The sequence below is a fragment of the Jutongia huaianensis genome, assembly GCF_014384985.1.
In the GTDB taxonomy this organism is placed as follows: Bacteria; Bacillota; Clostridia; order Lachnospirales; family Lachnospiraceae; genus Jutongia; species Jutongia huaianensis.
The window spans coordinates 126,522-151,223 of record NZ_JACRSX010000004.1 but is presented as its reverse complement, the minus strand read 5'-3'; the positions used below and the strand labels follow the sequence as shown (position 1 = coordinate 151,223).

At 44.6% G+C, this 24,702-nt stretch carries 17 protein-coding genes and 1 other annotated feature; of the genes, 14 read left to right on the top strand and 3 right to left on the bottom strand.

The features are described 5' to 3' along the window. The first annotated feature begins 86 nt into the window (after positions 1 to 86). From pilM to tyrS, 8 genes are all read left to right on the top strand, one after another. Complete coding sequence (gene pilM / locus H8704_RS05465; protein ID WP_249297616.1) at positions 87 to 1,829, top strand: pilus assembly protein PilM; 1,743 nt, start codon at positions 87 to 89, stop codon at positions 1,827 to 1,829. Between the two features lie 26 nt (positions 1,830 to 1,855). Further along, positions 1,856 to 2,614: a hypothetical protein gene (locus tag H8704_RS05460; protein WP_118677771.1), complete on the top strand. Its 759-nt coding sequence runs from the start codon at positions 1,856 to 1,858 to the stop codon at positions 2,612 to 2,614. Between the two features lie 67 nt (positions 2,615 to 2,681). Next, on the top strand, positions 2,682 to 3,884 hold the full coding sequence (locus tag H8704_RS05455; protein ID WP_022465881.1) for a type IV pilus modification PilV family protein: 1,203 nt from the start codon (positions 2,682 to 2,684) through the stop codon (positions 3,882 to 3,884). 14 nt (positions 3,885 to 3,898) lie between these two features. Further along, a complete protein-coding gene (locus H8704_RS05450) occupies positions 3,899 to 6,445 on the top strand; it encodes a hypothetical protein (RefSeq protein WP_249297615.1) in 2,547 nt (848 codons plus the stop codon). A gap of 18 nt (positions 6,446 to 6,463) precedes the next feature. Continuing rightward, positions 6,464 to 7,066 carry a type II secretion system protein gene (locus H8704_RS05445; protein WP_249297614.1) on the top strand — a complete coding sequence of 201 codons (603 nt, stop codon included), beginning with the start codon at positions 6,464 to 6,466 and terminating at the stop codon, positions 7,064 to 7,066. A 6-nt stretch (positions 7,067 to 7,072) separates the two neighbouring features. Further along, entirely contained in the window at positions 7,073 to 7,663 is a 591-nt protein-coding gene (locus tag H8704_RS05440; protein WP_408611191.1) for a PilW family protein, read from the top strand. A gap of 81 nt (positions 7,664 to 7,744) precedes the next feature. Then, positions 7,745 to 13,060 (top strand): DUF5057 domain-containing protein, encoded by a 5,316-nt coding sequence (locus H8704_RS05435; protein ID WP_249297612.1) that lies wholly within the window; start codon positions 7,745 to 7,747, stop codon positions 13,058 to 13,060. Positions 13,061 to 13,147: 87 nt separating this feature from the next. Beyond that, positions 13,148 to 13,387: a binding site (T-box leader), on the top strand. A 90-nt stretch (positions 13,388 to 13,477) separates the two neighbouring features. Next, a complete protein-coding gene (tyrS, locus tag H8704_RS05430) occupies positions 13,478 to 14,704 on the top strand; it encodes a tyrosine--tRNA ligase (protein ID WP_118677785.1) in 1,227 nt (408 codons plus the stop codon). Between the two features lie 91 nt (positions 14,705 to 14,795). Here tyrS and H8704_RS05425 read toward each other — a convergent pair whose 3' ends face one another. From H8704_RS05425 to H8704_RS05415, 3 genes are read right to left on the bottom strand one after another with little or no spacing between them, the layout of a single operon-like run. Then, a complete protein-coding gene (locus H8704_RS05425) occupies positions 14,796 to 15,317 on the bottom strand; it encodes a DUF4364 family protein (RefSeq protein WP_022465888.1) in 522 nt (173 codons plus the stop codon). Further along, a complete protein-coding gene (locus tag H8704_RS05420; RefSeq protein ID WP_249297611.1) occupies positions 15,314 to 16,387 on the bottom strand; it encodes a TIGR01212 family radical SAM protein in 1,074 nt (357 codons plus the stop codon). Before H8704_RS05420 ends, H8704_RS05425 begins: the two co-directional genes overlap by 4 nt. Further along, complete coding sequence (locus tag H8704_RS05415) at positions 16,387 to 17,538, bottom strand: NAD(P)-dependent malic enzyme (protein ID WP_022465890.1); 1,152 nt, start codon at positions 17,536 to 17,538, stop codon at positions 16,387 to 16,389. The genes H8704_RS05420 and H8704_RS05415 overlap by 1 nt, the downstream gene beginning before the upstream one ends. 305 nt (positions 17,539 to 17,843) lie before the next feature. Between H8704_RS05415 and rho the strand changes: the two genes are divergently transcribed. The 6 genes from rho (at position 17,844) to H8704_RS05385 (ending at position 24,592) form a co-directional block, all read left to right on the top strand. Next, positions 17,844 to 19,805 carry a transcription termination factor Rho gene (gene rho, locus H8704_RS05410; protein WP_249297610.1) on the top strand — a complete coding sequence of 654 codons (1,962 nt, stop codon included), beginning with the start codon at positions 17,844 to 17,846 and terminating at the stop codon, positions 19,803 to 19,805. A 102-nt stretch (positions 19,806 to 19,907) separates the two neighbouring features. Next, positions 19,908 to 20,114 (top strand): 50S ribosomal protein L31, encoded by a 207-nt coding sequence (gene rpmE / locus H8704_RS05405; protein ID WP_022306133.1) that lies wholly within the window; start codon positions 19,908 to 19,910, stop codon positions 20,112 to 20,114. 159 nt (positions 20,115 to 20,273) lie between these two features. Then, on the top strand, positions 20,274 to 22,028 hold the full coding sequence (locus tag H8704_RS14230) for a DUF1385 domain-containing protein (protein ID WP_330605837.1): 1,755 nt from the start codon (positions 20,274 to 20,276) through the stop codon (positions 22,026 to 22,028). Positions 22,029 to 22,071: 43 nt separating this feature from the next. Then, positions 22,072 to 22,905, top strand: a complete 834-nt coding sequence (gene prmC, locus H8704_RS05395) for a peptide chain release factor N(5)-glutamine methyltransferase (protein ID WP_249297609.1) — start codon at positions 22,072 to 22,074, stop codon at positions 22,903 to 22,905. 68 nt (positions 22,906 to 22,973) lie between these two features. Then, positions 22,974 to 24,050, top strand: a complete 1,077-nt coding sequence (prfA, locus tag H8704_RS05390) for a peptide chain release factor 1 (RefSeq protein ID WP_249297608.1) — start codon at positions 22,974 to 22,976, stop codon at positions 24,048 to 24,050. 41 nt (positions 24,051 to 24,091) lie between these two features. Continuing rightward, the gene (locus H8704_RS05385; RefSeq protein WP_249297607.1) at positions 24,092 to 24,592 is read left to right on the top strand and encodes an NUDIX hydrolase; all 501 of its coding nucleotides are present in this window, start codon (positions 24,092 to 24,094) and stop codon (positions 24,590 to 24,592) included. The last annotated feature ends 110 nt before the right edge of the window (positions 24,593 to 24,702 follow it).

Below are 24,702 nucleotides of genomic sequence, written 5' to 3'. Positions count from 1 at the left end.
AGCGTTAGGCTCCATTTTGCAGTTATTCTGCATACGTTGAATTTTGTGTGATGCAAAAATATTGAGACAGGGAGGAAAAGTACGATATGGCAAAACATGTACTTAGTATTGAGATTGGTACACAAGTGACCAAGATTGTTGAGATTGATTATAAAAAGAAAAATCCGCATGTATACCGCGCGGTCAGCTTTGCAACACCGGAGGGTGTTATTGAAGATGGTGTCATCCGTGATAAGGATGTATTGGCAGTCGCTTTCCGCAATGAGCTGGCAGAGGCAGGAATGAAAGAAAAGAGTGTTGTGTTCTCGATTGCGTCCAGTAAGATCGCAACTCGTGAGGTAACACTTCCTAATGTAAAGGAAAATAAAATTGGGGCGCTTGTTCAGGCAACAGCACAGGAGTATTTCCCGATCGATCTGAATGATTATACATTGGCGTATTCTCTGCTGGAGACCATTAAGGAGGGCAAGGAAAAGTCATACAAGGTACTTTTACTGGCAGCTCCGGATGATCTGGTAGATAATTATTATAACTTTGCTAAGGAGATGGACTTCAATATTGAAGCTCTGGATTACTTTGGTAATGGTTCTATGCAGGTATTAAAGAAGGAGATCGTTCTTGACTATTGTGCCTGCATTCAGATCAGTGGTAATACAACCATGATCAACTTTATGAATGAAGGTCAGCAGCTGATGCAGCGTACCATTCCGCAGGGTATCTTTAATGTGGCTGAGGCAATGGTTCTCAGTGATGAGTGTATGATTGAAGATATGGATACTGCCTGTGAGGCACTCTGCAGAGATAAGCTGGTTTGCCGGAGCCTGGACTACCGGGGACTGGATGATGATGAGAGTATTGTAAGCGCACGAATGACAGAGGAGCAGTGGAAACAGCAGGAAGCGAGCAAGTCTTCCCGTAAGGTAGTTACAGATGCCATCGGAGAAATTCTTCTGAGTGTTCTTCGTGTTATTGACTTCTTTAAATCAAAACATCAGGGAGTTGAGCTTACCAGTATTTATATCACAGGTATGGGCTGTAAGGTAGCCGGTATTGAGGAGCTCTTTGAAAATGAGTTAAATATTCCAACTCAGAGAATGGAGCATCTGGTAAATGTATCTTTCCCACGTCATTTCAGTGAGGGACTTTATAACCAGACAGAGTATATCGCTGTGGTAGGTGCTGCAATTGCACCGGTTGGATTTAAGTCCAAAAATGCGGCAAGTTCTGGATCCGGCGCAGACGCTCTTCGTAATGCACAGCTTGTCTTTGGATTGGCTGTGATCTGTGCGATTGCGATGTCAGCATTTGCATTCCTGCAGTACAATACAGAAAAGCAAAAAAACGACGATCTGAATGCCAGAAAGCAGTCGTTGTCATATATCAATTCCGTATTTGAAGAAAACGAAGGGATTAAAAATGTTTACAGTCAGGTAAACAGTCTTTACAATGCGACAGAAACGCAGAATGAGAATCTGAACAGTCTGATCAAGCAGCTGGAGGCAAACCTGCCAAGAACGATGACAGTAAGCTTTCTCCAGTCAAATGATGATGGAATCAATATGACGATCACATCAGAGACAGATATTTCTATTGCGAGAATGTTAATGAATCTGGAATCTATGGAAATGGTAGACAAGGATGGCCAGAAAATTCCGGTTCTTACCAATATTTCCATTCCTTCTGTAACAGCGGCGGACGGGGATGACGGAAGCACCGTTTATAATTTCTCCGTATCAGCACAGTATTATCAGGTGGTACAGGCAATGGTACAGGAAGCAGCAAATGCAATTGACCAGAGCGCACAGGCATCCGCAAGCCCGGCAAACTAGAAAGTATGAACAGGAGGAAATGAGATATGGATACAAAAAAGAAAATGTCAAATCGTGATAAAATGATGCTCTTTATATTTGGAGCAATTCTCATCGTTGCTGCAGCATACTTTTTGGTGTTTGCAAAGATGAATGAAAAGAGATCGGCTTTAGAGGCGGAGAATACAACATTGTCTCAGGAGGTTTCGAAACTGGAAACCATGGAGGCACAAAAGGACAGTGTATTGGAGGAGACGAAACAGACGCAGCTTGATGTGGCAGATGTTTTGAGTAAGTTCCCGGCAGAGGTTCGTACAGAGGATGCGATCTATGATCTGAATGATATGTATGAGAGTATTTCCGATGTAAAGATTGAGTCTGAGAGTTTTAATATGAACCAGTTGTTCTATCAGCAGGGAGCTGTTGATACAGACACAACAACAGGAGCAACAGCAAATGCTTCGCCGGCACCAAAATCAAATCCGGCATCTGTTGCAGCGATTACATCAGACACACCGGTAAATGATGTGATTACCGCAGCGGCAGATTATACAGGATATCGTTCTACAGTGAATGTTTCCTTTACTTCGACATATGATTCCCTGAAAAAGGTCGTTGATTTTATCAATAAGTCAAAGGATCGTATGACGATTTCAGAGATTTCTGCTACGGCAGATGATGAGGAAAGTGTTCTTGCTTGTGCCATGACGATTGATATGTATGCAATCTCCGGTACCGGAGAGGTTTATGAATCTCCAAATGTCAGCAATGGAAATACCGGTGTAGACAATATTTTTAGAAAATAGTACATTAGTGCAACTGCCGGATTTATTCGGCAGTTGCAGTTGTTGTATAAAGATTTGAGGTGAGCCGATGAAAGAGAGAAGGTGCAGAGCAACGGGATATTGGAGGGATCAGCGAGGCTTTACTTTGGTAGAGCTTATTCTGACAATAGCCATACTTGCGATTGTAACGATACCGATTTTAAGTTATTTTACAGATGCTGCGAAGCACAATGCACGAAGCAGACAGAAGCAGAATGCTTCCGTTTTGGCACAGGATGTATTGGAGGAGTTTAAAAACACACCATATTCGCTGGATGATCCTGATCTGGTATGTTCTGCGCAGCCTGACTGGACAGTTGCCGCATCGCCGGATGCCAATGGAACATATACGCTGACACAGGATAAGTCTGTAGACAAAAATTCATTCAAGGTAACAGCGCAGATCCAGCCATTAAGCAAGGTGGTGCCCGCAGCAACGGCGATACCGAAAAATTATGAGAAATATGTTATTGGCACGATGGACAGCAGCAAGGATGTGATGTCATCAGAGCATGGTCAGACCCTGACTTCTGCAAGCTATGCTTTTGCAAACAAGCATTCTGCAGCGTATGCTGCGGCTCCGGCGGCATCAGGTTCGCCTATGTCAGCAGATGAGTTAAAGAAGAATTTGGACTGTTCTATTATAATTTCGGCAAAGGAAGATTCGGCTAAGCCGGGAAATGATATTATATCGGTAAAATATAAGTATACATATAATAAAGGAGCCGGTTCATATCCGGCAGGCATTGATGCCTCTACGGTATATGAGGATGTTGTGGAGTCTGCTTCTATTAATGTAAATAAGCTGGAAAATATCTATCTGTTTTATCAGCCGGTAAATGAGCGGGATCAGATTATTTTAGAGACAAATGATGCAAATGCCATCCAGTTGAATGCAAATGATCTGAATTTGTTTGTGATCGCACAGAACAGTGTCAAGCATGGAGAAAGTGTTCCTGCCGGATACACGGAAAGACCACAGGGGTATAAATTGTCGATCAATAGTTTAGGTTCCGGGTTTGCAACCAAAGTTCAGAAGCTGTATTTGAATTTGTCGGCGAATAATACGGATGAATTAAATGCAAATGGTGATCAGGTGGCAGGAAAGGCACAGAAAGACCCAAGTGGAAACTATACACTGGTTCATTCGGAGTCTATCAATCGAATGGCTGATATCACAGTGACGGTAGACAGTCAGGATGGAAGTAAAACAGGAATTGTACAGGTAAATGGTTCCAAAGTGCAGAATTAGGAAGGAGAGAGATCATGATGAAACGATTTTTAAAAGACAAAAGTGGTTCGTCCCTTGTTTTAGTAATGATCTGCATGTCATTTCTGATTTTGCTTGCAGGAGCGGTTATTACCACGACGATCACGAATATCTATCTGAAAAGTTCACAGAAAGCAACACAGGAGAACTTTTATCAGACGGATTCGATTTTAGATGCCATTGCGGCAGGGATTCAGAATGAATCTTCCGCAGCATCCGCAAGTGCGTATGAAAAGGCATTGGGTGAGTATAATGCTTCCCTGACATCATCAGGGAATTCTTTGGATAACAAATATATTAAGGACTTTTTGACAGATATGGTCAGTAAACTGACGGGAGGAACGGCATATGATCCGAATATCACGTCATATCAGTATCTGGACAGTGTATTGGAAAGTTATCTGACGGATGAGCAGGCCAAAAGTTATATTCGTCATCCGGCAGATTCCAATGGTATTACAAAGGGAAATCTGGTACTGGATGGAGATGCACTGATCCTGAAGGATGTAAAGGTTATTAAGGAGCATGACACCCAGAAGGATTATGAGACGACATTAACGACTGATATTCGTATTGAGGTGCCGACAGTCAGCACAGAGGCCCATTCCGAGTATCTCAATTATGCCATTCTTGCAGACAACCAGATCCTTGCAGATAATGGATCTATTTTTGCAAAGGTTAACGGTAATATGTATGCCGGTACGGTAGAACGTGATGCAACAAAGGAGGATACCAAGGCGGGTATTGTCATTAGTGGCGGCGCAAAATTAAAGATCAATGCGGATCAGATCATTACAAGAGGTGATGTGTCTGTTTCCGGAGGCAGTGCTCTTGAGATTGGAAAAAGTGCATCCAGTGATAAGAATGCCGAGCTTTGGGCAGAAAATATTCTGACCTCCAACAGCAGTACGGGAGCCGGTGGTAATGAAGTAAATATTAATGCAACTTCTTATATTGCTGACGATATGGAGATTGCAGGTGATGATGACAGCGTCACCTTAAAGGGAAAATATTATGGTTATAACTTTGTAGATAACTATTCTAATGTCGTTGTTTCACCGGCACCAAAGAAATTATCTACAAAAGCAGAGTACAGTAGTTCCATATCCATTAACGGTCATGATGATGATCTTCTGATGACAGGTCTTTCAGAACTGGTACTGGCGGGACGTACTTTTATTTCTAAAAAGACTACATATGCCAATGATGTAAAACCGTTGAACAATCCGGACATTGAACTTGGAGAATCTTTGGCAGTAAAGAGTGGTCAGCTCTCTTATTTCGTGGGAGCAGTAACTTCCTCCGGTTCCGGAGCGACAGATGGATTTGTAAAACGTGTGGATGCATTGGAAAATGCGAACCCGGGCTGTGTACACGCAACAAGTGTGCCGGGAAAGGGAACGTTTGATACCGACAGTCAAAAGGGAAGACCGTGTTATTATTTTGCTGTCCCTTCCTCTGATGGTACGGGAGATGTGCAATATCTTTTCGATTATCTTTCCTATGAGGAACGTATCGGAATTCCTGATAATGCAGACGGTACAAAGCAGTTTGATGTATTAAAAATGATCACGGATGGTGAGCTTGACGCCGCACAGCCGTTAAAGCTGTATTCCCGTAAAGATAAGAATGTAAGCGCTGATGACATTCATTATTTTTACCTGAGTTTTGTGGATTCAAAAGCAGCAAGCCGCTTCTTTGATCTGTTTTACAATCAGAGTGCGCAGCAGACCATTTATGATACTGTTAATAAGACATATGTAGATACTATTGGTATTCAGCTTCCGTCCTTTGCCGGAAACAAAGTAGGATATATTCTTTCCTCCGGTAATATTATGTACAGTGATAATACACAGAAGGATGTAAACGGAAAAGGAAAGATTGCATTGAGGCTGGAAAACACGTTACAGACTCCATCCAACAGTTTCCTGCAGTTTGCAAAGGAGAGCAGTAAGCTGTATATGTCAAAGCAGCTTGCGCTGGTAGATGATTACGAGACAGCAGCCAATAGTTCCAATTGGAGACTTTATGAGACAGGTGATCTGTCAAAGAGTGGTAAGAGTGATTCTACCAATCTTTTCAACACATTGGTAAAGGTAAATGATATTCCGGTGGGAACGAAGATCGGTCATTATCCGATCACAAGAGAGAATGGAAACACGGTTCAATGTGGTTACATTATTTCAGATGGAGATGTGACCTGGCCGAATGATTATACCAATCAGGCGGGATGCTCTCTCAGCGATCCTTGCTTTATCCTTGCCAAAGGAAAGGTAACGGTTCTGGGAAGTGATGCAAATTCCTTTAACGGTCTGATCATTTCAGGAAATGATGTGGAGCTGGCAGCGGCATCCACAACAGTGAATTCCGATTCGGAAGCAATTGAGAAGCTGTTTGAATATGACAAGAAGCAGGCAAAGCCTGTGTTCTATAATTTGATGCAGGAGTACTTCAGAAAGTCTGTAGAAGCAGCGATTGGTAATGATGGAAGCAGTTCCAATACCAATAATGTAAGCTATGAAAACTGGAAGAAGAATGGTTAATGCAGGGAGGTGAAGGTGATGAATATCAGAGAGGATAAGCGGGGCTTTTCCCTGATCGAGCTGATCATAACCATGGCGATCATGGCTGTATTTGCAGGGGCGATCATTGGTGGTTTGGCTTATATCAATGTCGGTAAGACCAAAAAGGCATCTGCAAAGTTAAATAATCAGATTACAAAAATTCAGACAGCCACCATGACTAAAAAAGGTGTGACATATCTCTACATTTATCGTACTTCAGATGGGATTTATAGTTCTATGGCGAGTGATACGACAGATTCCGATGGAGATGGTGTGCCGGATGGTTATAAGAAACGACTGGATCTGAATGCAGCGATTACAGCGGGCAATGTTTCACAGACAAAGCTTTGCGACAGCTCAGTAACCATTAAAGGTTCTGATGCAGGAGCATCGGTAACAACCTTGGATGAAAATAATATGCTGAAGATTGGTTATTCCAAAGGTACCGGTTCCTTTATCTACAGCAATAACGGAACGGTGACTGCCGGTAAGGCAATGACAGAAATGCCATTTTACAGTACGATTGAATTGTCCGGCAAGGAGAAGTTTACGATCCAGCTGGTCAAAACAACAGGAAAGCACTTTATAAAAGAAAGTTGATGGGAGGTGATTGTTCTGAACTGGAAAGATAAGAGAGGTTATACTCTCGTGGAATTGATTATTTCTATGGCGATTCTGGCAATCGTCGGAGGTGCAATCACACTTCTGATGCAGTCAGGCAGCCGGAGTTATTCCAACACAAAAGCAGAGCTTGATCTGCAGATGGAATCCCAGACGTTGATGGCACAGTTAAATACAATGATTATGGAGTCAAACTGTGTAAAGTATGATGATGTAAATAACGCATTGATTCTGTATCAGATAGACTGCAAAAAGACTGCAACGCCGGCACCTTCGGGGGCTGCAAGTGCAGCTCCGGAGTATGTACAGGTCAAAAATGTGACGGATCTGAAGATCATCAAATTTGATGGTCAAAAGCTGTATCTGGAGGAGCATAAAAGCGATGCAGCACTTCCGGCAAGCCGTGGTGGCTTGAATTGTCAGCCGGAGGAGCTTTTATCTGATTATGTTAATGACTTCAAGGTGGACATAAAGGGAAGTAATGTCACGGTTTCTTTTGCAATGAAATCCGGTAAAAAGACTTACAAGATTGACGAGACAACAAAGATACGAAATGGTCTGGTAGTCTATCCGTAATGGGTAGGCTGCCCTTGGACGTTATAATGAAATAAGAAGATCGGTTTGCGGTGTGAAGCCGTGGAAATGGAGGCTGTATCTATGAAAAGAAGTTTAAGAAATTTATCGAAAGGAAAGCTTGCGGCGGCACTTGTCTTGATGTGTGCGTTGGTATTCGGTGGATATTTCGGGTATCATAAGTTTGTGGTTCATGCGGGAAGCACAGAGAACAAAGCGGTTGTAAACACACTGGAAGAATATAATGCTATGTGTGAGAGCGGCAAGGTGAACTGTAATCAGGAAGCGGGGGATAAGGATAATCCGTTTCTGATCCTGGAGATTGTTCCATATTATGGACAGGCGGAGATAGGTTATCTGATCACCGGCTGCGAGCCGATTGATTTCACGAAGAATGATCCATCTCTGTATGGTGCATCTGTAGACCGGACACGTTCCGTGGCAACAACAGTATTTGCTGATGAGTACCGTAGAGATGCCAATGGAGACGGCCAGGTAGATGAGACCTGCTGGGATGATGATGAGTGGACTAACGAGAAGTCAAAACAGATTACAGTAAAAGGATATTATGAAAAGGTAGGAAACGGTAAGCCGGGTGATTTTGTTATTGATCACTATGAAGCAGATACTACAGGAATGTTCTATGCCAAGGATGAAAATGGTAAAGACCAGCCGGCGTACCGTCCGGTATTCCGTAAGGTAGAAGACGGAACGGGTGATTTCCTCTGGGTTACTCTGGCAAATGGAGAGGGAAGAACAATTTCAGAATCTGATTTTAACCGTTATGCAAGAAATGAGAATAAATATCAGGCTTCTGCTGACGGAGTGATCGAATATGATCCGGGTGACAGAGAGTATACGACACGAACAGATACTGATTATTATTATATTAAAGTCGGTGGTGGCGGAGAAGGCGGCTGGTCCGGCAGTGCATTCAAGGGTCATGTTGTAAATATGAATGACTTTGCACGTACTTCTCTGGATCTGGATGATAAATCCGAGGCAGCGATCCTTGATCTGAAGCTGGCGGTTAAGACCATCGAGCCTCAGGAGCTGATGAAGCATCCGGAGTGGATCGACTATGCCGATCTGATCTATATTCATCAGGGACAGTCGATCGGAGTTTATTCCGATTGGTGGAAAAATACCGATTATAATCAGTATCATAAAATTAAGGATGAATCTGGTGAGTCATTTTATAAGGATGACAGCAGCGCACAGAGTAAGGTGACAGATATTAAGTTTACCTCAGATAATGACTGGGGTTGGAATGTTGCAAAGAAGATGTTCTTCAAGATCAATCAGCTGGATGAATATGACGGATCTTCGCCGGAGGGATATGGCTTTGCGCCACTGCTTTTCTCCGTTACGGCACTTGATAATCTGAATGGACTAAGTAAGGATATATATGGATCAACATGGAAGGATGTGACCCACAATCATCTGGACTATACAGATATGGAAGTGGGAGGTGTTGATTATAAGACCGGAGCGACCAACAGTGGGTTGTACAAATTTATGCTGATGAACTTCCTGATGGATCAGGAAAACTTCTATGATTATTTCTTCCAGACCAAGAGAGATAATGGGCAGCCTGTGATCACAGAGGATGCGGCAAAGAATGTTTCCTACTGTTCTCCACAGAATGGTACGGACGCACAGGAGTACTGGAGCGTGGACGCTTTCCTTCCAATCACGGAAAAGGTAAATGATACCAATATTTCGGATGAGCAGATTGAGCGGTATGACATTTCTCATTATGGAGGAGCTTATCTGAATTATCCTCGTCCATCCCTGCATGGAGCAACGTTTATCTATAATTCAGATACGCTGTTATCTCAGGGATTTAACAATGCTTCCATCAAAAGGACGGATGAGACGCAGGAGGCATTTGACTGGTTTGAAAAGGAATATGGAAAAAAGCTGGATGAGCTGACCCCGGCACAGATGGTTCATTATCTGCTGCAGTATAAGCGTCATGGTCAGGATGATGATGATGTAGGAACTCGTGATAAAAACAAGATGCATGTACTGGAGATTGAGCCTTGTTCAGAGTTTACAATGTCTGAGCGTTTCCTGACAGGAAAATATCTCCCGGCATCGAAGTTTAAGGGAGAGATTGAAGTAGACCATATGACCACAGCAGAGTTTAATGGTCTCAAGAGAGATCTCAACGGATATTATGACTTGATCTATATTGGTGATAATATCGGTAAATTCAATACAAAGAAGAAAACGGTATCCGGAAAAGAAAAGACCATTGTAAAACGTAACAGTTCGCTTTTGGAGGGATATGTATATCTTCATGTCGGTGACAAAGCAGGAGAACTTCATTCTTCCGGTAATGACATTACGGAAATAAAGAAAAAGGAACTGAAAGCATTTGCGGAGGGTGGTAATGCCTTGATCCTTGCCGATACACTGGCAACTTTCCAGTGGAATTCCAGTGGGGATATTACAAAGGACTATGAGGAGAACTATCTGACAGCAGTAGATAAGTCTTCACAGATGCATAAGCTCCTGACAAGTGTTAAGAGTCCGAACAAGGGTGTTACAGAGTTTCAATACGCTAATGTGACATCTTTGTCCCAGCTGTCATCTAAATTCCTGTCAAAGAACTGCCTGAGCTATATGAATAAGGGATTTTCGTTCCCAACCCGTGTGAAGACAGGATTAACATCAAAGAAATATAAGGAGATGACCACGGCATATAAGGATTATGTAGGTCTTTACAGTAAGATTGTCTCTACGCCGGTGCAGTATTATTCTGATGCCGGTGTAAGCGATGAGGATAAGAATGCAAGCGGAACGACTGCGCCTTTACAGTCTTTAGCCGGATCCACTCTGGATTTCAGCTTTATGATCGGGGATCAGTCGGATGATAACAAGTATGGTTTACGTCTTTACATTGATCTCAATGGAGATGGCATTATTTCCAAGGATGAATTAGTGGAAGATACATATGCCAATGATTCGGGAGTAGTATATACATACCGTGGAGAGGATACAAAGGATTCTTCCGGTAAGCCATACACCAATAAGGCAGGCGAGCCGATCCAGGTACCGGCAGTACAGAATTACAGCTATGATTTCAGTAATAACAGCCGGTTATATCTGAACAAAAATAAGAAATCCGGTGCTATTAGCTGGAAGTTTGTACTCTACAATACAAGTAATAAGGAAAATTATCAGTCCGTAACCGGTGTGTCCCGTTATGAGCGTCCAAATCTGGCGAAAGCGCAGAGCGAGATCAAGGTTCTTCAGGTAGTGGCAGATGCCCAGATGTCAACACAGGCAAATCTGGAAAATGAATTGAGCAATTCCGGCAGCCTGTTTGCTAAATATGCCACAGATAAGGATATTATGAAGGACTTTGCGATTACGGTAACCACGATCAGTCTCACGGATTTTGTGGCGCAGGTAAAGGCGGGCACGTTGGGCAATGCGACGACAGGTGATGAATATAACTGCTATGTGATCAGTTGTGGTTCTGAACTGACCGGCAGCAGTGATGCGGATTATGTGGCTGCAGATAATTACCTGACCAACAAGGCAACAAAGGATGGTGTCACGGTTGTATTTACCGGAGAGGCATTAACCAGTGATTATAAGGCAGAAAATCTGAAAAATGTACTGAATATGTGTCGTTTTACAGCTAAGGATCCTTATTACGGTTCGATCAAGGATGCTGCCAGCAGACCATTTGATGACAAGGCATACCCAGGTGATAAGGATAAGTTTGAGTATAGTTATGCCAAGGTTATGGAGGATGGTTCCGGAGAGAATAAGGTATATAACAATGACCTCTGGAAAAACCTGGATTACGGTGATAAGGCAAAGAAGGATACCAATGCGAACCGAAACAATAAAGGACGTATTACGACATATCCATATACTATTGATCAGTCTTTAAAGATTGCATCGACAGCAGCACAGGACTATCAGTTAAATATGGAAAACAGCGGTCTGGTTGTATGGTATTCCCTTGGAGCAGCAGGCGAGGGGGATGACTCCGAGTATGGTATTTCTCCAAGAGACGCATCGAATAACTATTATCTGTATACCGTACAGAATGTGACCTATGATCTGATCGATCTGGAAAATGTATCAGATGATATGGAAATGAAGCTTTTTATTAACACATTGAGTGGAACCATGGCTTCTCCGAATGTTGTTGTGGATGAAGGGAAATCCGTTAACAAAGATTATAAGGATTTGACGATCAACGAAGTAACCAGTTCATATTATGATCTTAAGGCAGGAGATACAAAGAAATCTTCCGATGGTCTTGATATGACTATTTATAGCGGATCATTGAAACCGTCAGGCAGCAAGTATAAGGATTATGATGCAAACGCTACGGCAATTACACCGGCACCATCAGCGGCAGCTACGCCGGTTCCGTCTGGCGGATCAACCGGAGGAGAAGATGGGGAAGCAACCCCTGAGCCAACGAAGGCTCCAACACCGACACCGGTACCAACAAAGGATCCAAAGATTTTCCTGTACAATAAAGAGGGAAAACAGTGGTGGCAGGTTATGTCGGAGAATGCAGATGACTTTAAGGGATGGAAAGACAGTGATCTGTTAGTGATTGACTACTCTTATGAACCGACAAATGAAGGAACCAATGCTATCACACTGGTAAATAAGGAGTATAATAAGTTTAAGTATTTACCGGGTAAGACACAGACGTTCTCTATGACATTGGGAGAGTTAAAAGATTTCTATGGAACAACGAATGATTTATCATTCTTAAATGTATTCAGCTGGGATGGCAATTGTAAGGTATATACTGTTGGTATCTTTGAGAATATGCAGCATTTTGAGGATTACAAGAAGAGTGGTGGTGGAACATCCGGCTCGGGCTCAGATGCAGATTATGAACCGGGTGAGGATATTGGTGAGAAGGAGTCTGATGACGATTTAAAGCCAACCTATAATACACAGCCGATCAGCTTTATACCAAAGAATGTAACCCATCGTATTTGGTTTACGCCGTATACCAACGCAACAGACTGTCTGAATGTTAACTCCTTCAAGATCTCTCTGGTGATGGGATCCTCTGCGGATATTGGAACAAAGGCTGAGTCAACCATCAGTTATATAGATAAGATTTATCAGGAAACGACAGATAAAGATGGCAACAAAGAGCTGCGGGAGTATGAAGCATCGAAGGATCATACCTTCACGGTAAAGGAAAATAACTTCCTGAGAGACAAGGTGCAGTATTACTTCTATGCAAAGGATAACTTTATAAACAACACAGCAGATCATACGAATGCAAAGACCAGATGGGTGCGTTTTGATATTGCAAACCGTAGGAGGTCAGCACTTACCTATCTGCATCTCTATTATGAAGGTGATCTGGATACCACATATGTATTCCCACTGGATTAAGCGGGAAGTGGAAGAAGTATCCGGTACAAACCGGACATAGAAAAGAACAGTTTGACAATGCTTGAAAAGCATGCTAGACTGTATGCATAAAATGCGTGGAAGGGAAGAAGTAGTATCAGAGGAAACCTACAGAAAGCAGCCGGATGATGAGAGGCGCAGGGGCATCCTGATATGAATACATCCCGGAGCAGCCGGCTGAAGATCATATAGTAGGTCTGGACGGGATTGTACTCCGTTATTGTGCAGGGATATAGAGGTATCCTATGGAGCCTGTCATCGTGAGGTGATAGGAAATAAAGGTGGTAACACGATGATATCGTCCTTTATCGGCATATGCCGGTAAAGGACGTTTTTTCGTATCAGAATGCTTTCAGTCAGGATACTTTGATGGAAAAATAAGAAAGTGAGGAAAAGAACATGACAACGTATGACGAGTTAGTGGCAAGAGGACTGATCGCTCAGGTAACAGATGAGGAGGAGATCAGGGAACTGGTAAATGAAGGAAAGGCGGTATTTTATATTGGATTTGATCCGACGGCAGATAGTCTTCATGTTGGTCATTTTATGGCACTTTGTCTGATGAAGCGTCTGCAGATGGCAGGCAATAAGCCAATTGCATTGATCGGTGGAGGTACGGCAATGATCGGTGATCCAAGTGGACGTACCGATATGCGTCAGATGATGACGAAGGAAACGATTGCACATAACGTTGATTGCTTCAAAAAGCAGATGAGCCGTTTTATTGATTTCTCCGAGGAAAAAGCTCTCATGGTAAATAATGCAGACTGGCTTCTGGATCTGAATTATGTTGAGCTGCTTCGTGATGTGGGACCACATTTTTCTGTAAACCGAATGCTTACGGCAGAGTGCTACAAGCAGCGTATGGAGCGGGGGTTAAGCTTCCTGGAGTTTAATTACATGATTATGCAGAGCTATGATTTCTACGCATTATTTCAGAAATACGGCTGTAATATGCAGTTTGGCGGCGATGATCAGTGGAGTAATATGCTTGGAGGAACCGAGCTGATCCGTCGTAAGCTTGGTAAGGATGCGTATGCTATGACAATTAACCTGCTTCTGAACTCTGAGGGGAAGAAAATGGGTAAAACACAGTCCGGTGCTGTCTGGCTTGATCCCAACAAAACTTCTCCGTTTGATTTCTATCAGTACTGGAGAAATGTGGCAGATGCAGATGTACTTAAGTGTCTGCGTATGTTGACATTCCTGCCGTTAGAGCAGATTGAGGAGATGGATCACTGGGAGGGAAGCCGTCTCAACGAGGCAAAGGAAATTCTTGCATTCGAGCTGACAAAGCTGGTACATGGCGAGGAGGAAGCCGGGAAGGCACAGGAAGGAGCCAGGGCACTTTTTGCAGGTGGTGGTAATACAGCAAATATGCCGGAGATTGCACTGGCAGAAGAAGATTTCGAGGAGGGACAGATCGGAATTCTGAAGCTGCTGGTAAAGGCTGGACTTGCAAGTTCCAACGGAGAAGCCCGGAGAAATGTAGAGCAGGGTGGTGTGTCTGTAGATGGTGATAAGATCACAGATGTAAAGGCTCAGATTGCGAAGGACAGTATTGGTGTAGATGGTATTGTGCTGAAGCGTGGCAAAAAGAAATTTATGAGAGTTGTTGTGAAATAAAAATTTATTAAGAAGGAAAAAGAAAACACATTTTGCCGGATCACTTCGAATCGTGATCTGGCAGAATGTGTTTTTGTTTGGGTTATTTAAATTATTCCATACATAGCATGGAAAGAAGCTGTGCATAGACATCTTCGTTTTTTTCTTTGAATCTTCGGCAGACATCCACGGCTTCCTCTTCACTGGTGACATTGAGAGAGACTTCCAGAAGTTTGCTGCCCCGTTCGTAAATGCAGCCGGTGGCGAGATATTCATTGGGACGGATCATGGTATAATCTGTCTTGATCGAGGTGGTTTCTACGATAGCAAGACGATTCTTTTCCAGATATTCGTCAATCTCCCGGCAGGTATCGGTGGGAAGCTGATTCCCAAAGAAACGTAAGGTTTCCTTGCCAATCTCAGCGATCGTGTAATAGGACTTCTCATGGGTCTGATCCACAAGGATCATGGCGTCCTCCGTAAGTTCCGATAAAGTCTGCTGGATGGACAGGTAATCCGTGTACCCTGTTTCCAAAATGAAATCAGAGAGGATTGCATTTGGCATAGGCTGGTCTGCCTGATTTAAAAAATATAGGATGATCAGCTTATACAGCTGCAATGACTCTGGTGTCATAATGGTGCCTCCTTTTCGTGGACAGGGCAGGAAAAATGCTGACGCTGTCCTGTTTCATTTATCTGGCATCCCTGATAGAGATGCTGTACCTTCATCTGATGCATGATGGTATTTAATATTTCACGTTTCTTCATGCTCCAAGCAGGAGCAAGCAATAAATCCTTTGGACCATCTCCCGTAATACGGTGAATCACAATGTCCGGCGAGAGATGAGCAATACAATCAAGTAGAATAGCAATATATTCGTCTTTTGTCAATGGTGTGATGGTACCTTTTTCAAAATCCTCTGCCAAAGCTGTTCCCTTCAATATATGAAGGAGCTGCAGCTTGATTCCGCTGATTCCGGTTTCATTGAGATATCGAATGGTTTGCAGCATCTGGTGGTGGTCTTCTCCGGGGAGCCCAAGGATAACATGAACAATCACAGGAATCCCTCGCCGGCGAAGCTCCCTGACGGTGGCATCAAAGCAGGAAAGAGGATAACCTCTGTGAATGATGCAGGCAGTGGAATCATGCATGGTTTGAAGACCAAGCTCTACCCAGACAGGTTTTTGCTGCTGACATTCGGACAATAGTTCATAAATCTCCGGAGAGAAACAATCCGGCCGTGTTGCAATAGACAATGCGGCAGTCTGTGGATGCGTCAGTGCTTCCTGATAAAGAGACCGAAGGTAGGAAACCGGGGCATAAGTATTGCTGTAGGATTGAAAATACGCAATATATCGTTCACCACAGTATTTCCGGCCGGATCGGAGACGCTTGATCCCTTCATCAATCTGCCGGGTAACAATTCCCGGATCCGGACTGAATGACCCGGACGAGGATGCCTTTCGGGTTACTGCAAATTCTCCGGAGCCGCCGGCACTGCAGAAGCTGCAGCCGGAGATCCCTTTGGTACCGTCTCTGTTGGGACAAGTCATTCCGCCGTCAATGGCTACCTTGTAGATCTTTTCTCCGAACTGCTGTTTCAGATAACAGTCGAGAGAGTAGTAGGGCTTTCCGTTCCAGCGCCGACAGGCCTGATCATAGGCGGCAGTTTCCGGAGTGCGGGAATGACGTCGGCGTGCCATTAGTGGATATGATCTTTGATCGCCTGGGATACAACCTCTGCAACCCGTGGATCAAATGCTTCCGGAAGAATATTGTCTTCGTTCAGATCTTCATCTGCAACGAGGCCTGCAATGGCATAGGAAGCGGCAAGCTTCATTTCCTCTGTGATCTGGCTGGCACGTCCCTCCAGAGCACCCTTGAAGATACCCGGAAAAGCGACCACATTATTCACCTGATTTGGAAAATCGGAACGGCCGGTTCCAACAACGCGTGCCCCGGCTTTCTTTGCAACATCCGGCATAATCTCAGGTACAGGGTTTGCCATAGCAAACAGGATGGCATCATGATTCATAGAGGCAACCATTTCCGGTGTGACAATGTTAGGGGCGGAGACACCTACAAAGATGTCGGCGCCCTTTAAAGCATCGGCGAGAGTTCCTTTTTTGCCGGTCAGATTGGTAACTTCCATCATATCCTTCTGCATCCAGTTCAGATCGGCAGAATCCTTGGAAAGGATACCGGATTTGTCACACATTACAACATCCTGGAATCCAAAACGAAGTAATAGTTTGGTAATGGCAACTCCGGCAGAGCCGGCACCGTTTACGACAACGTGACAATCTTCTTTCTTTTTATTGACAACCTTGAGTCCGTTCATAATGCCGGCAAGCACCACAATGGCAGTACCATGCTGATCGTCATGAAAGACCGGGATATTTAAAGCATTTTTCAGTCGCTCCTCAATCTCAAAGCAGCGTGGAGCAGAAATATCCTCCAGATTGATGCCGCCAAAAGCAGGGGCAATATTGATGACTGTTTGTACGATCTCATCGGTATCCTGGGTATCCAGACAGATCGGAAATGCGTTGACGCCACCAAATTCTTTGAAGAGAACGGCTTTTCCCTCCATAACCGGCATTGCTGCTTCCGGTCCGATATTGCCAAGACCAAGTACGGCGCTTCCGTCAGAAACTACAGCGACAGTATTAGACTTGATCGTATATGTATATGCCGCTTCTTTATCCCCGGCAATGACTTTGCAAGGTTCAGCCACACCCGGTGTATATGCAAGAGCCAGATCCTCTCTGGATTTTACCTGACATTTCGGTGTAGTTGTGATTTTTCCGTTCCATTCCTTATGAAGGGACAGTGCTTGTTCTTTGAGATCCATAATGATAACCCAACCTTTCTTTATTGTTATACTGGGCATAAGCCATATAAATCAATGATATCATATTTTATAGGTGAAAACAAGATAACTGTGGGACAGAAGAAGGAGAGAAGACAAGATTTGTCGAGAGAATTTTCCATTTGGTATTTACAGATTGGAAATTATTGTATATACTTAAGAAAATCAATATGTCAGACGGAATTCATTTGTTCTAAAGTATGATTTCAGAGATTATTTCGTTGAAGATTCATTATGATTTCAGAAGGTATTAAAATTTAATATTTATTCCAAAATGGAGGTTATACATGGAAGAATTAGAAAAAATGTCACTGGTTGAGTTACGTTTATACGGAAGAAAACTGGGGATGAAAAATGCAACGACATTTAAGAAGCAGGAGTTGATCGGGGAGATACAGAAGATTCTTGCAGCCCAGAATACTCCGGCCAGGGAAAGAACAGAGAGAGTATCCGGGGACAAGAAAGAGGAAGCTTCTGCAAAAACCGGGAAAAGAACTGTCAGCAGGAGAACAGCAAAGCAAAATAGCGGAGAGGATAATTCAAAAGAAGCTGTTGGCCCGGAGGCAGAGACACCGGGTGCTCCGGCTGCAGGGGAGAGAACGTCACGCCGTCCAAGATATGATGAACGTCCGGCAAGAAAGATGGAGCGGCGGACTGTCAGAAAACCGGTGGATTATGAGGAACGGAGTAATACTATGTCCAGAACACCGAGACCGGTGGTGCGGGGAGGATATACATCAAACCTGCAGGAGATGCATACAGTGCGTGAGGAAAGAAGATACGGAACAGGCAGAGATGACCGGAATAATAACCGTGATGACCGCTACAGCCGTGATGACCGGAGCAGTAACCGCGAGGACCGCTACAGCCGTGATGACCGGAGCAGTAACCGCGAGGACCGCTACAGCCGTGATGACCGGAGTAACAACCGGGAGGACCGCTACAACAGAGACGACCGGAGCGGCAATCGTGAGGAACGCAATAACAGCCGTGATGGATACAGTTTCCATGATAATAGAAATAATATGCTCCATGAGGAGACATCCCATACGTCTCATATTAATATGAGAGGAGATGCAGCAACCATACCGTATTCGGAACTGGCACAGCTTGACAGCGGAGAGACCAAGACCGGTATCCTTGAAGTTATGCCGGAGGGCTACGGTTTTGTAAGATGTGATAATTATCTGCCGGGCGAGGCTGATGTTTATGTGTCTCCGGCTATGATACGTCGTTTCGGACTCCGGACCGGTGATATTCTTGTGGGTAATACCCGGATCAAGAATCAGAACGAAAAGTTCAGTGCATTATTATATGTAAATACCGTGAATGGTTATACGCTGGAAGAAACCTCCGGCAGAGTGAAGTTTGAAAATCTGACCCCGATTTTTCCAAATGAGCGTATTCGTCTGGAGGTGCCGGGAGCAGGGAACAGCAATATTTCCATGCGAATGATGGATCTGATCTCTCCGATTGGTAAGGGACAGAGAGGAATGATCGTTTCCCAGCCTAAGACAGGTAAGACAACATTATTAAAGCAGGTGGCAAAATCTGTGACACATAATCATCCGAATATGCATCTGATCGTGCTTCTGATCGATGAACGTCCGGAGGAGGTAACGGATATCAAGGAATCGATTCAGGGAGAGAATGTAGAGGTGATCTACTCAACATTTGACGAATTGCCGGAAAACCACAAAAGAGTATCCGAGATGGTGATTGAGCGTGCAAAACGTCTTGTGGAGCATGGTGGCGATGTGATGATCCTTCTGGATTCCATTACCCGACTGGCGAGAGCCTATAATCTGACGGTGCAGCCAAGTGGCCGTACCTTGTCTGGTGGTCTGGACCCGGCAGCCCTTTATATGCCAAAGCGGTTCTTTGGTGCTGCGCGTAATATGAGAGAGGGCGGAAGCCTGACCATCCTTGCAACGGCATTGGTAGATACCGGAAGTAAAATGGACGACGTGGTATTTGAGGAGTTTAAGGGAACCGGTAATATGGAGATGGTTCTTGACAGAAGTCTTTCCGAGAAACGGCTGTTCCCTGCAATCGATCTGCCGAGATCCAGTACACGCCGGGATGATCTGCTTCTGGATCAGGAGGAGCTGGAGGCCAATTTCCTGATCCGTAAGGCATTTGGTGGCAATAAGTCGGAGGAAGCCGTGGAAAACATTATTTCTATGTTCCGGAAGACAAAAGACAATAAAGAATTGATTCAACTGGTAAAAAAAGTAAAAATTGTCTAGGAAAAGTGCTTGCATTTGAAATAACGCTATGATATACTGAATAAGTTGTGTGTAAGTAATAGGTTATCCCTGTCAGGATAACGAAAGGAGGTTACTAACATCATGAGAGAAGGAATTCATCCTAATTATTATCAGGCAAAGGTTGTCTGCAACTGTGGAAATGAGTTTGTAACAGGTTCTACAAAGGAAGAGATCCATGTAGAAATCTGCTCTAAATGCCATTCATTCTACACCGGACAGCAGAAGGCTGTTAAAGCTCGTGGTGCGATTGATAAATTCAATCGTCGTTATGGCATTAACGCAAACTAGCGGGATATTTGGCCGGGGAGACCGGTCTTTCAAATGGTCACAGTACCTTTGCGGTATTGTGACCATTTGTGTTAGTCAATAATATGAAGTGTGGGAGTGCGTAGTACGGAATGATCCGTGTAACCCGTAATCTGGTTAGTAGGAAGGAACGAACATACGATGAAATCATCAGGAATTGGCGGGCAGGCAGTGCTCGAAGGGGTTATGATGCGTAACCGGGATAAATATGCAGTTGCTGTCAGAAAGCCCGATGGAGAAATTTCTGTTAAAAACTGGAACACAGGGAGTGTCCGGGACAGGCATATTTTGCTTCGTCTGCCGGTCATCCGGGGTGTTGCAGCATTTATAGAATCATTAATACTTGGAATCAAGACGCTGACATATTCCTCCAGCTTTATTGAGGAGGATGTGGAAAAGGCAGGACAGGTGGAAGTGGCAGAGGTATCCGACCGGAAAGAAATGCTGGAAAATATTCTGATCGTAGCTTTGTCGATTCTGCTTGCAATCGGCTTTTTTATGATACTTCCTTTTGCGGTATCAAAGCTGTTTCAGAGCAGAGTGCATTCTCAAATGATGCTTTCCGTGATTGAAGCGGCATTGAAGATATTGCTGTTTTTGGGATATGTTGTGGCAATCTCATTTTTGAGTGATATTAAAAGAACCCTTATGTATCATGGGGCAGAGCATAAGACTATCAACTGTGTGGAGAATGGTCTGGATCTTACCGTGGAAAATGTGAAAACACAGTCCCGTTATCATAGAAGATGTGGAACAAGCTTTCTGTTAGTGGTTATGCTTGTGAGTATTATTTTCTTTTTCTTTATTCAGATCGATAATCTATGGCTGCAAATGCTTTACCGGATCTTGTTGGTCCCGGTAGTGGCAGGTGTATCCTTTGAGTTGATCCAGTTTGTGGGAAATTCGGACAATCGTCTGGTGCTTTGGATCAGTACGCCGGGACTGTGGCTGCAGAAGCTGACTACAAGAGAGCCGGATGACGGAATGATCGAGGTGGCGATCGCATCGGTAGAAGCGGTTTTTGACTGGAGAGCATATCAGGCAGAGGTTCAGAAGGAAAAGGCGCGCCGTGCCCGCAGAAAGAAAAAGGCAGCGAAAAAGGAAGAGGAAGAGAATTCCTTTGCAAGACCGGATGAAGAGATACAGCAGATGCCTGTAGAAGATCAGGATGATCAGGCATCGGAAAAGCCGGAGAGCGTGGATGAGTCTGTCTGGAGCCAGAGTGGAGCCGGTACAGTGACTGAAGAGCCGGAGAGACAGCCAAAGCGGGAAGAGACAATGATTCCGGAGAAAGAAAATAAGAAGGAAGAAAAGATTGCCGGAAAGAAGAAGCAGGATGACAGGAAGAAGCCTGTTGAGGAAAAGAAACAAGAAGGCAGAAAGGCGAGAAAGTCTGTTGAGGAGAAGAAGCAAGACGACAGAAAATTGGAAAAGCCTGTGGAGGAGAAGAAAACAGGCGACAGGAAGATAAAAAAGCCTGTTGAGGAGAAGAAACAAGACAGCAGGGAAGAGAAAAAGTCTGAGGAAAAGACTGCATCAGAAAAAAGAGAATGTCGAGGGGAAGAACGCCGGAAGCCGGCGAAAAAATCAGGTAGTGCAGGGATTTTTGACAGACTGCCGAAATCAAAGAAACGCCGGGAGCTGGAGGAACGGGAGGCAAGATACCGGAACCGTGCTGCAGAACGTATGCGCCAGATCAAGGAGCAGGAAGCCAGAGAAGCAGCTCACGAGAAGGCATATCAGGAGGCAAAGAAGCGTCGGGCAGAGCGTCTTGCGGCAACACAGGAGCTTCCAAAGCTGGATGAAGGCAGAACGGCAGCACCTAAGGTAACGGTGGAGCAGGATGCAGATGATTTGAAGAGTCTGGACCGCTTTTTTGATGATAAGAAGAATTAGTGCATAATAATGTTATGGAATGGACGGAGACAGGAGGTTGCGAATGACCTGGAGAGAGCTGCTCATGGAGGGAAAGAATATCCTGACAGCCGGTAAAATAGAGGATGCAGAGCCGGATGCATGGCTCCTGCTGGAATATGTCAGTCAGATGGACCGGGCCAGGTTTTTTCTGCGGCAGCAGGAGAACGCTCCGGAGGAAAACATCAGGCAATACCGTGATCTGATCCGGCAGCGGGGCAGTCATATTCCGGTTCAGCATCTGACCGGGACGCAGGAATTTATGGGATTGGAATTTCTTGTTTCTCCGGATGTGCTGGTACCCAGACAGGACACCGAGCTTTTAGTGGAGAAGCTTCTTCCGTTGATTCAAGGAAAAAAAGTGCTGGATATTTGCACCGGTTCCGGGTGTATCGCCATAGCTCTGGCGAAGCTTGGAGTGCCAAAGCTTGTGGAAGCTACGGATCTTTCGGAGAAGGCACTGGAAATTGCCGGAAGGAATGCAGAGAAGCTGGGGGCGGATGTGGCCTTTTATCAGGGAGATCTGTTGGAAAACATATCGGCGAAGTATGATATTATTGTATCCAATCCGCCGTATATTGCCTCAGAGGTGGTTGGTGGTCTGATGCCGGAGGTGCGGAAGCATGAACCGCTAATGGCACTGGATGGAGGTGCGGACGGTCTGGTATTGTACCGTCGTCTGCTGGAGCAGGTTCCATCTCATTTAGAGCAAGGAGGAATCTTTGCGGTAGAGATTGGATATGATCAGGGAAAGGCTGTGTCGGAGTTATTTAGGAAGCATGGTTTTGAGAGGATAGAGTGTTGTAAGGATCTGTGTGGCAATGACAGGGTTGTGATGGGAAGTCTGAATGAAAGATAAAATGCTTTGTGCTTCAGGTTCAAAGTCTGTGAAAGAATAAACAATAGCAGGAAACAGGAGGAAGAAAAATGTTTGATCGTTTAGAGGATTTAGCGCGGAGTCTGGAAGAAATAAATATGCAGTTGACCGATCCCGATGTCATTAATGACCAGAATAAATACCGGCAGCTGATGAAGGAGCAGAGTGAGCTGACGCCGATCGTAGAGAAGTATCAGGAGTATCGTGCAGCGAAGGACGGCATTGAAGAAAGTCTCCAGATACTGGAAGAGGAAAATGACGAGGAGATGCGGGAGCTTGCCAAGGAAGAGCTGGCAGAATGCCGTGAGACGGTAGAAAAATGTGAGCAGGAGTTAAAGATCCTGATGCTTCCGAAGGATCCGAATGATGATAAAAACGTTATCGTGGAGATCCGTGGCGGTGCCGGTGGAGATGAGGCGGCACTTTTTGCGGCAGATCTGTTCCGGATGTATTCTAAATTTGCAGAGGCAAACCGCTGGAAGGTCGAAGTGATGAGTGCCAATGAGAATGGCATTGGCGGTTTTAAAGAAATTGTCTTTATGGTAAATGGTCTTGGTGCATACTCCAAGCTGAAATATGAGAGTGGTGTTCACCGGGTACAGAGAATTCCGTCTACTGAGTCAGGCGGCCGTATCCATACTTCTACTGCCACCGTAGCGATCATGCCGGAGGTAGAAGAGGTGGATGTGCAGGTGGATCCAAAGGACTGTAAGATTGACGTGTTCCGTGCTTCCGGAAATGGTGGCCAGTGTGTCAATACCACGGATTCGGCTGTTCGTATCACACATATTCCAACGGGAATTGTGGTGTCCTGTCAGGATGAAAAGTCACAGCTCAAAAATAAGGATAAGGCAATGAAGGTTCTCCGTTCCCGTATTTATGATCTGGAGAGAGAGAAGGCGGAGAGTGAGCAGTCAGCAGAGCGGCGCAGTCAGGTGGGAACCGGTGACCGTTCGGAAAAGATCCGTACCTACAATTTCCCGCAGGGACGTGTGACTGATCACAGAATCAAGTTTACAAGCCACCGTCTGAATGAAATTCTTGACGGAGATCTCAATGAGCTGTTAGATAATATTATTGCAGTGGACCAGGCAGCGAAGCTGGCGAAGATGAATGAGGAAGCATAAAAAGTTGAGAAAGGATTGTTAGATACAGAGGAATAAAAATAATGGAATTTTGGGATATATACGATGAAAACAAACAGCGTACCGGGCGTACTATGAAACGCAACGACTGGCGGCTGAAGGAAGGCGAATACCATCTGTCCGTTCTGGGAGTGATCAGACGGCCGGACGGCAGATTCCTGATCACGAAGCGCGCCATGAATAAAGAATGGGCACCGGGCTGGTGGGAAGTACCGGGCGGCGGTGTGCAGGCAGGAGAGGATTCTGCAGATGCCATTTTACGGGAAATACAGGAAGAAACTGGTCTGGATGTATCAAAGGCAGAAGGTGGTCTTTTGTTTTCCTATCGCCGGGAAAATATTAAAGAAGGCGACAACTATTTTGTGGATGTTTACCGGTTTACCATGGACTTTACAGAGGCCGATGTAACGGTGCAGCAGGAAGAAGTAAAAGGCTTTGAGATTGCCGGTCCTGCGGAGATCGAGAAGTACGGAAAAGAGGGAATCTTTCTTCATTATGACAGTATCCGTCAGGCATTTGAATAAGAACAGTTATATCATCAATAGTGTACCTAGTGTCAGCAGCCCTAATCCGGCTGCTGATTTTTTATTGAGCTGCTTATATATAAGGGGAAGAATTTGAACGGATGTCGTTT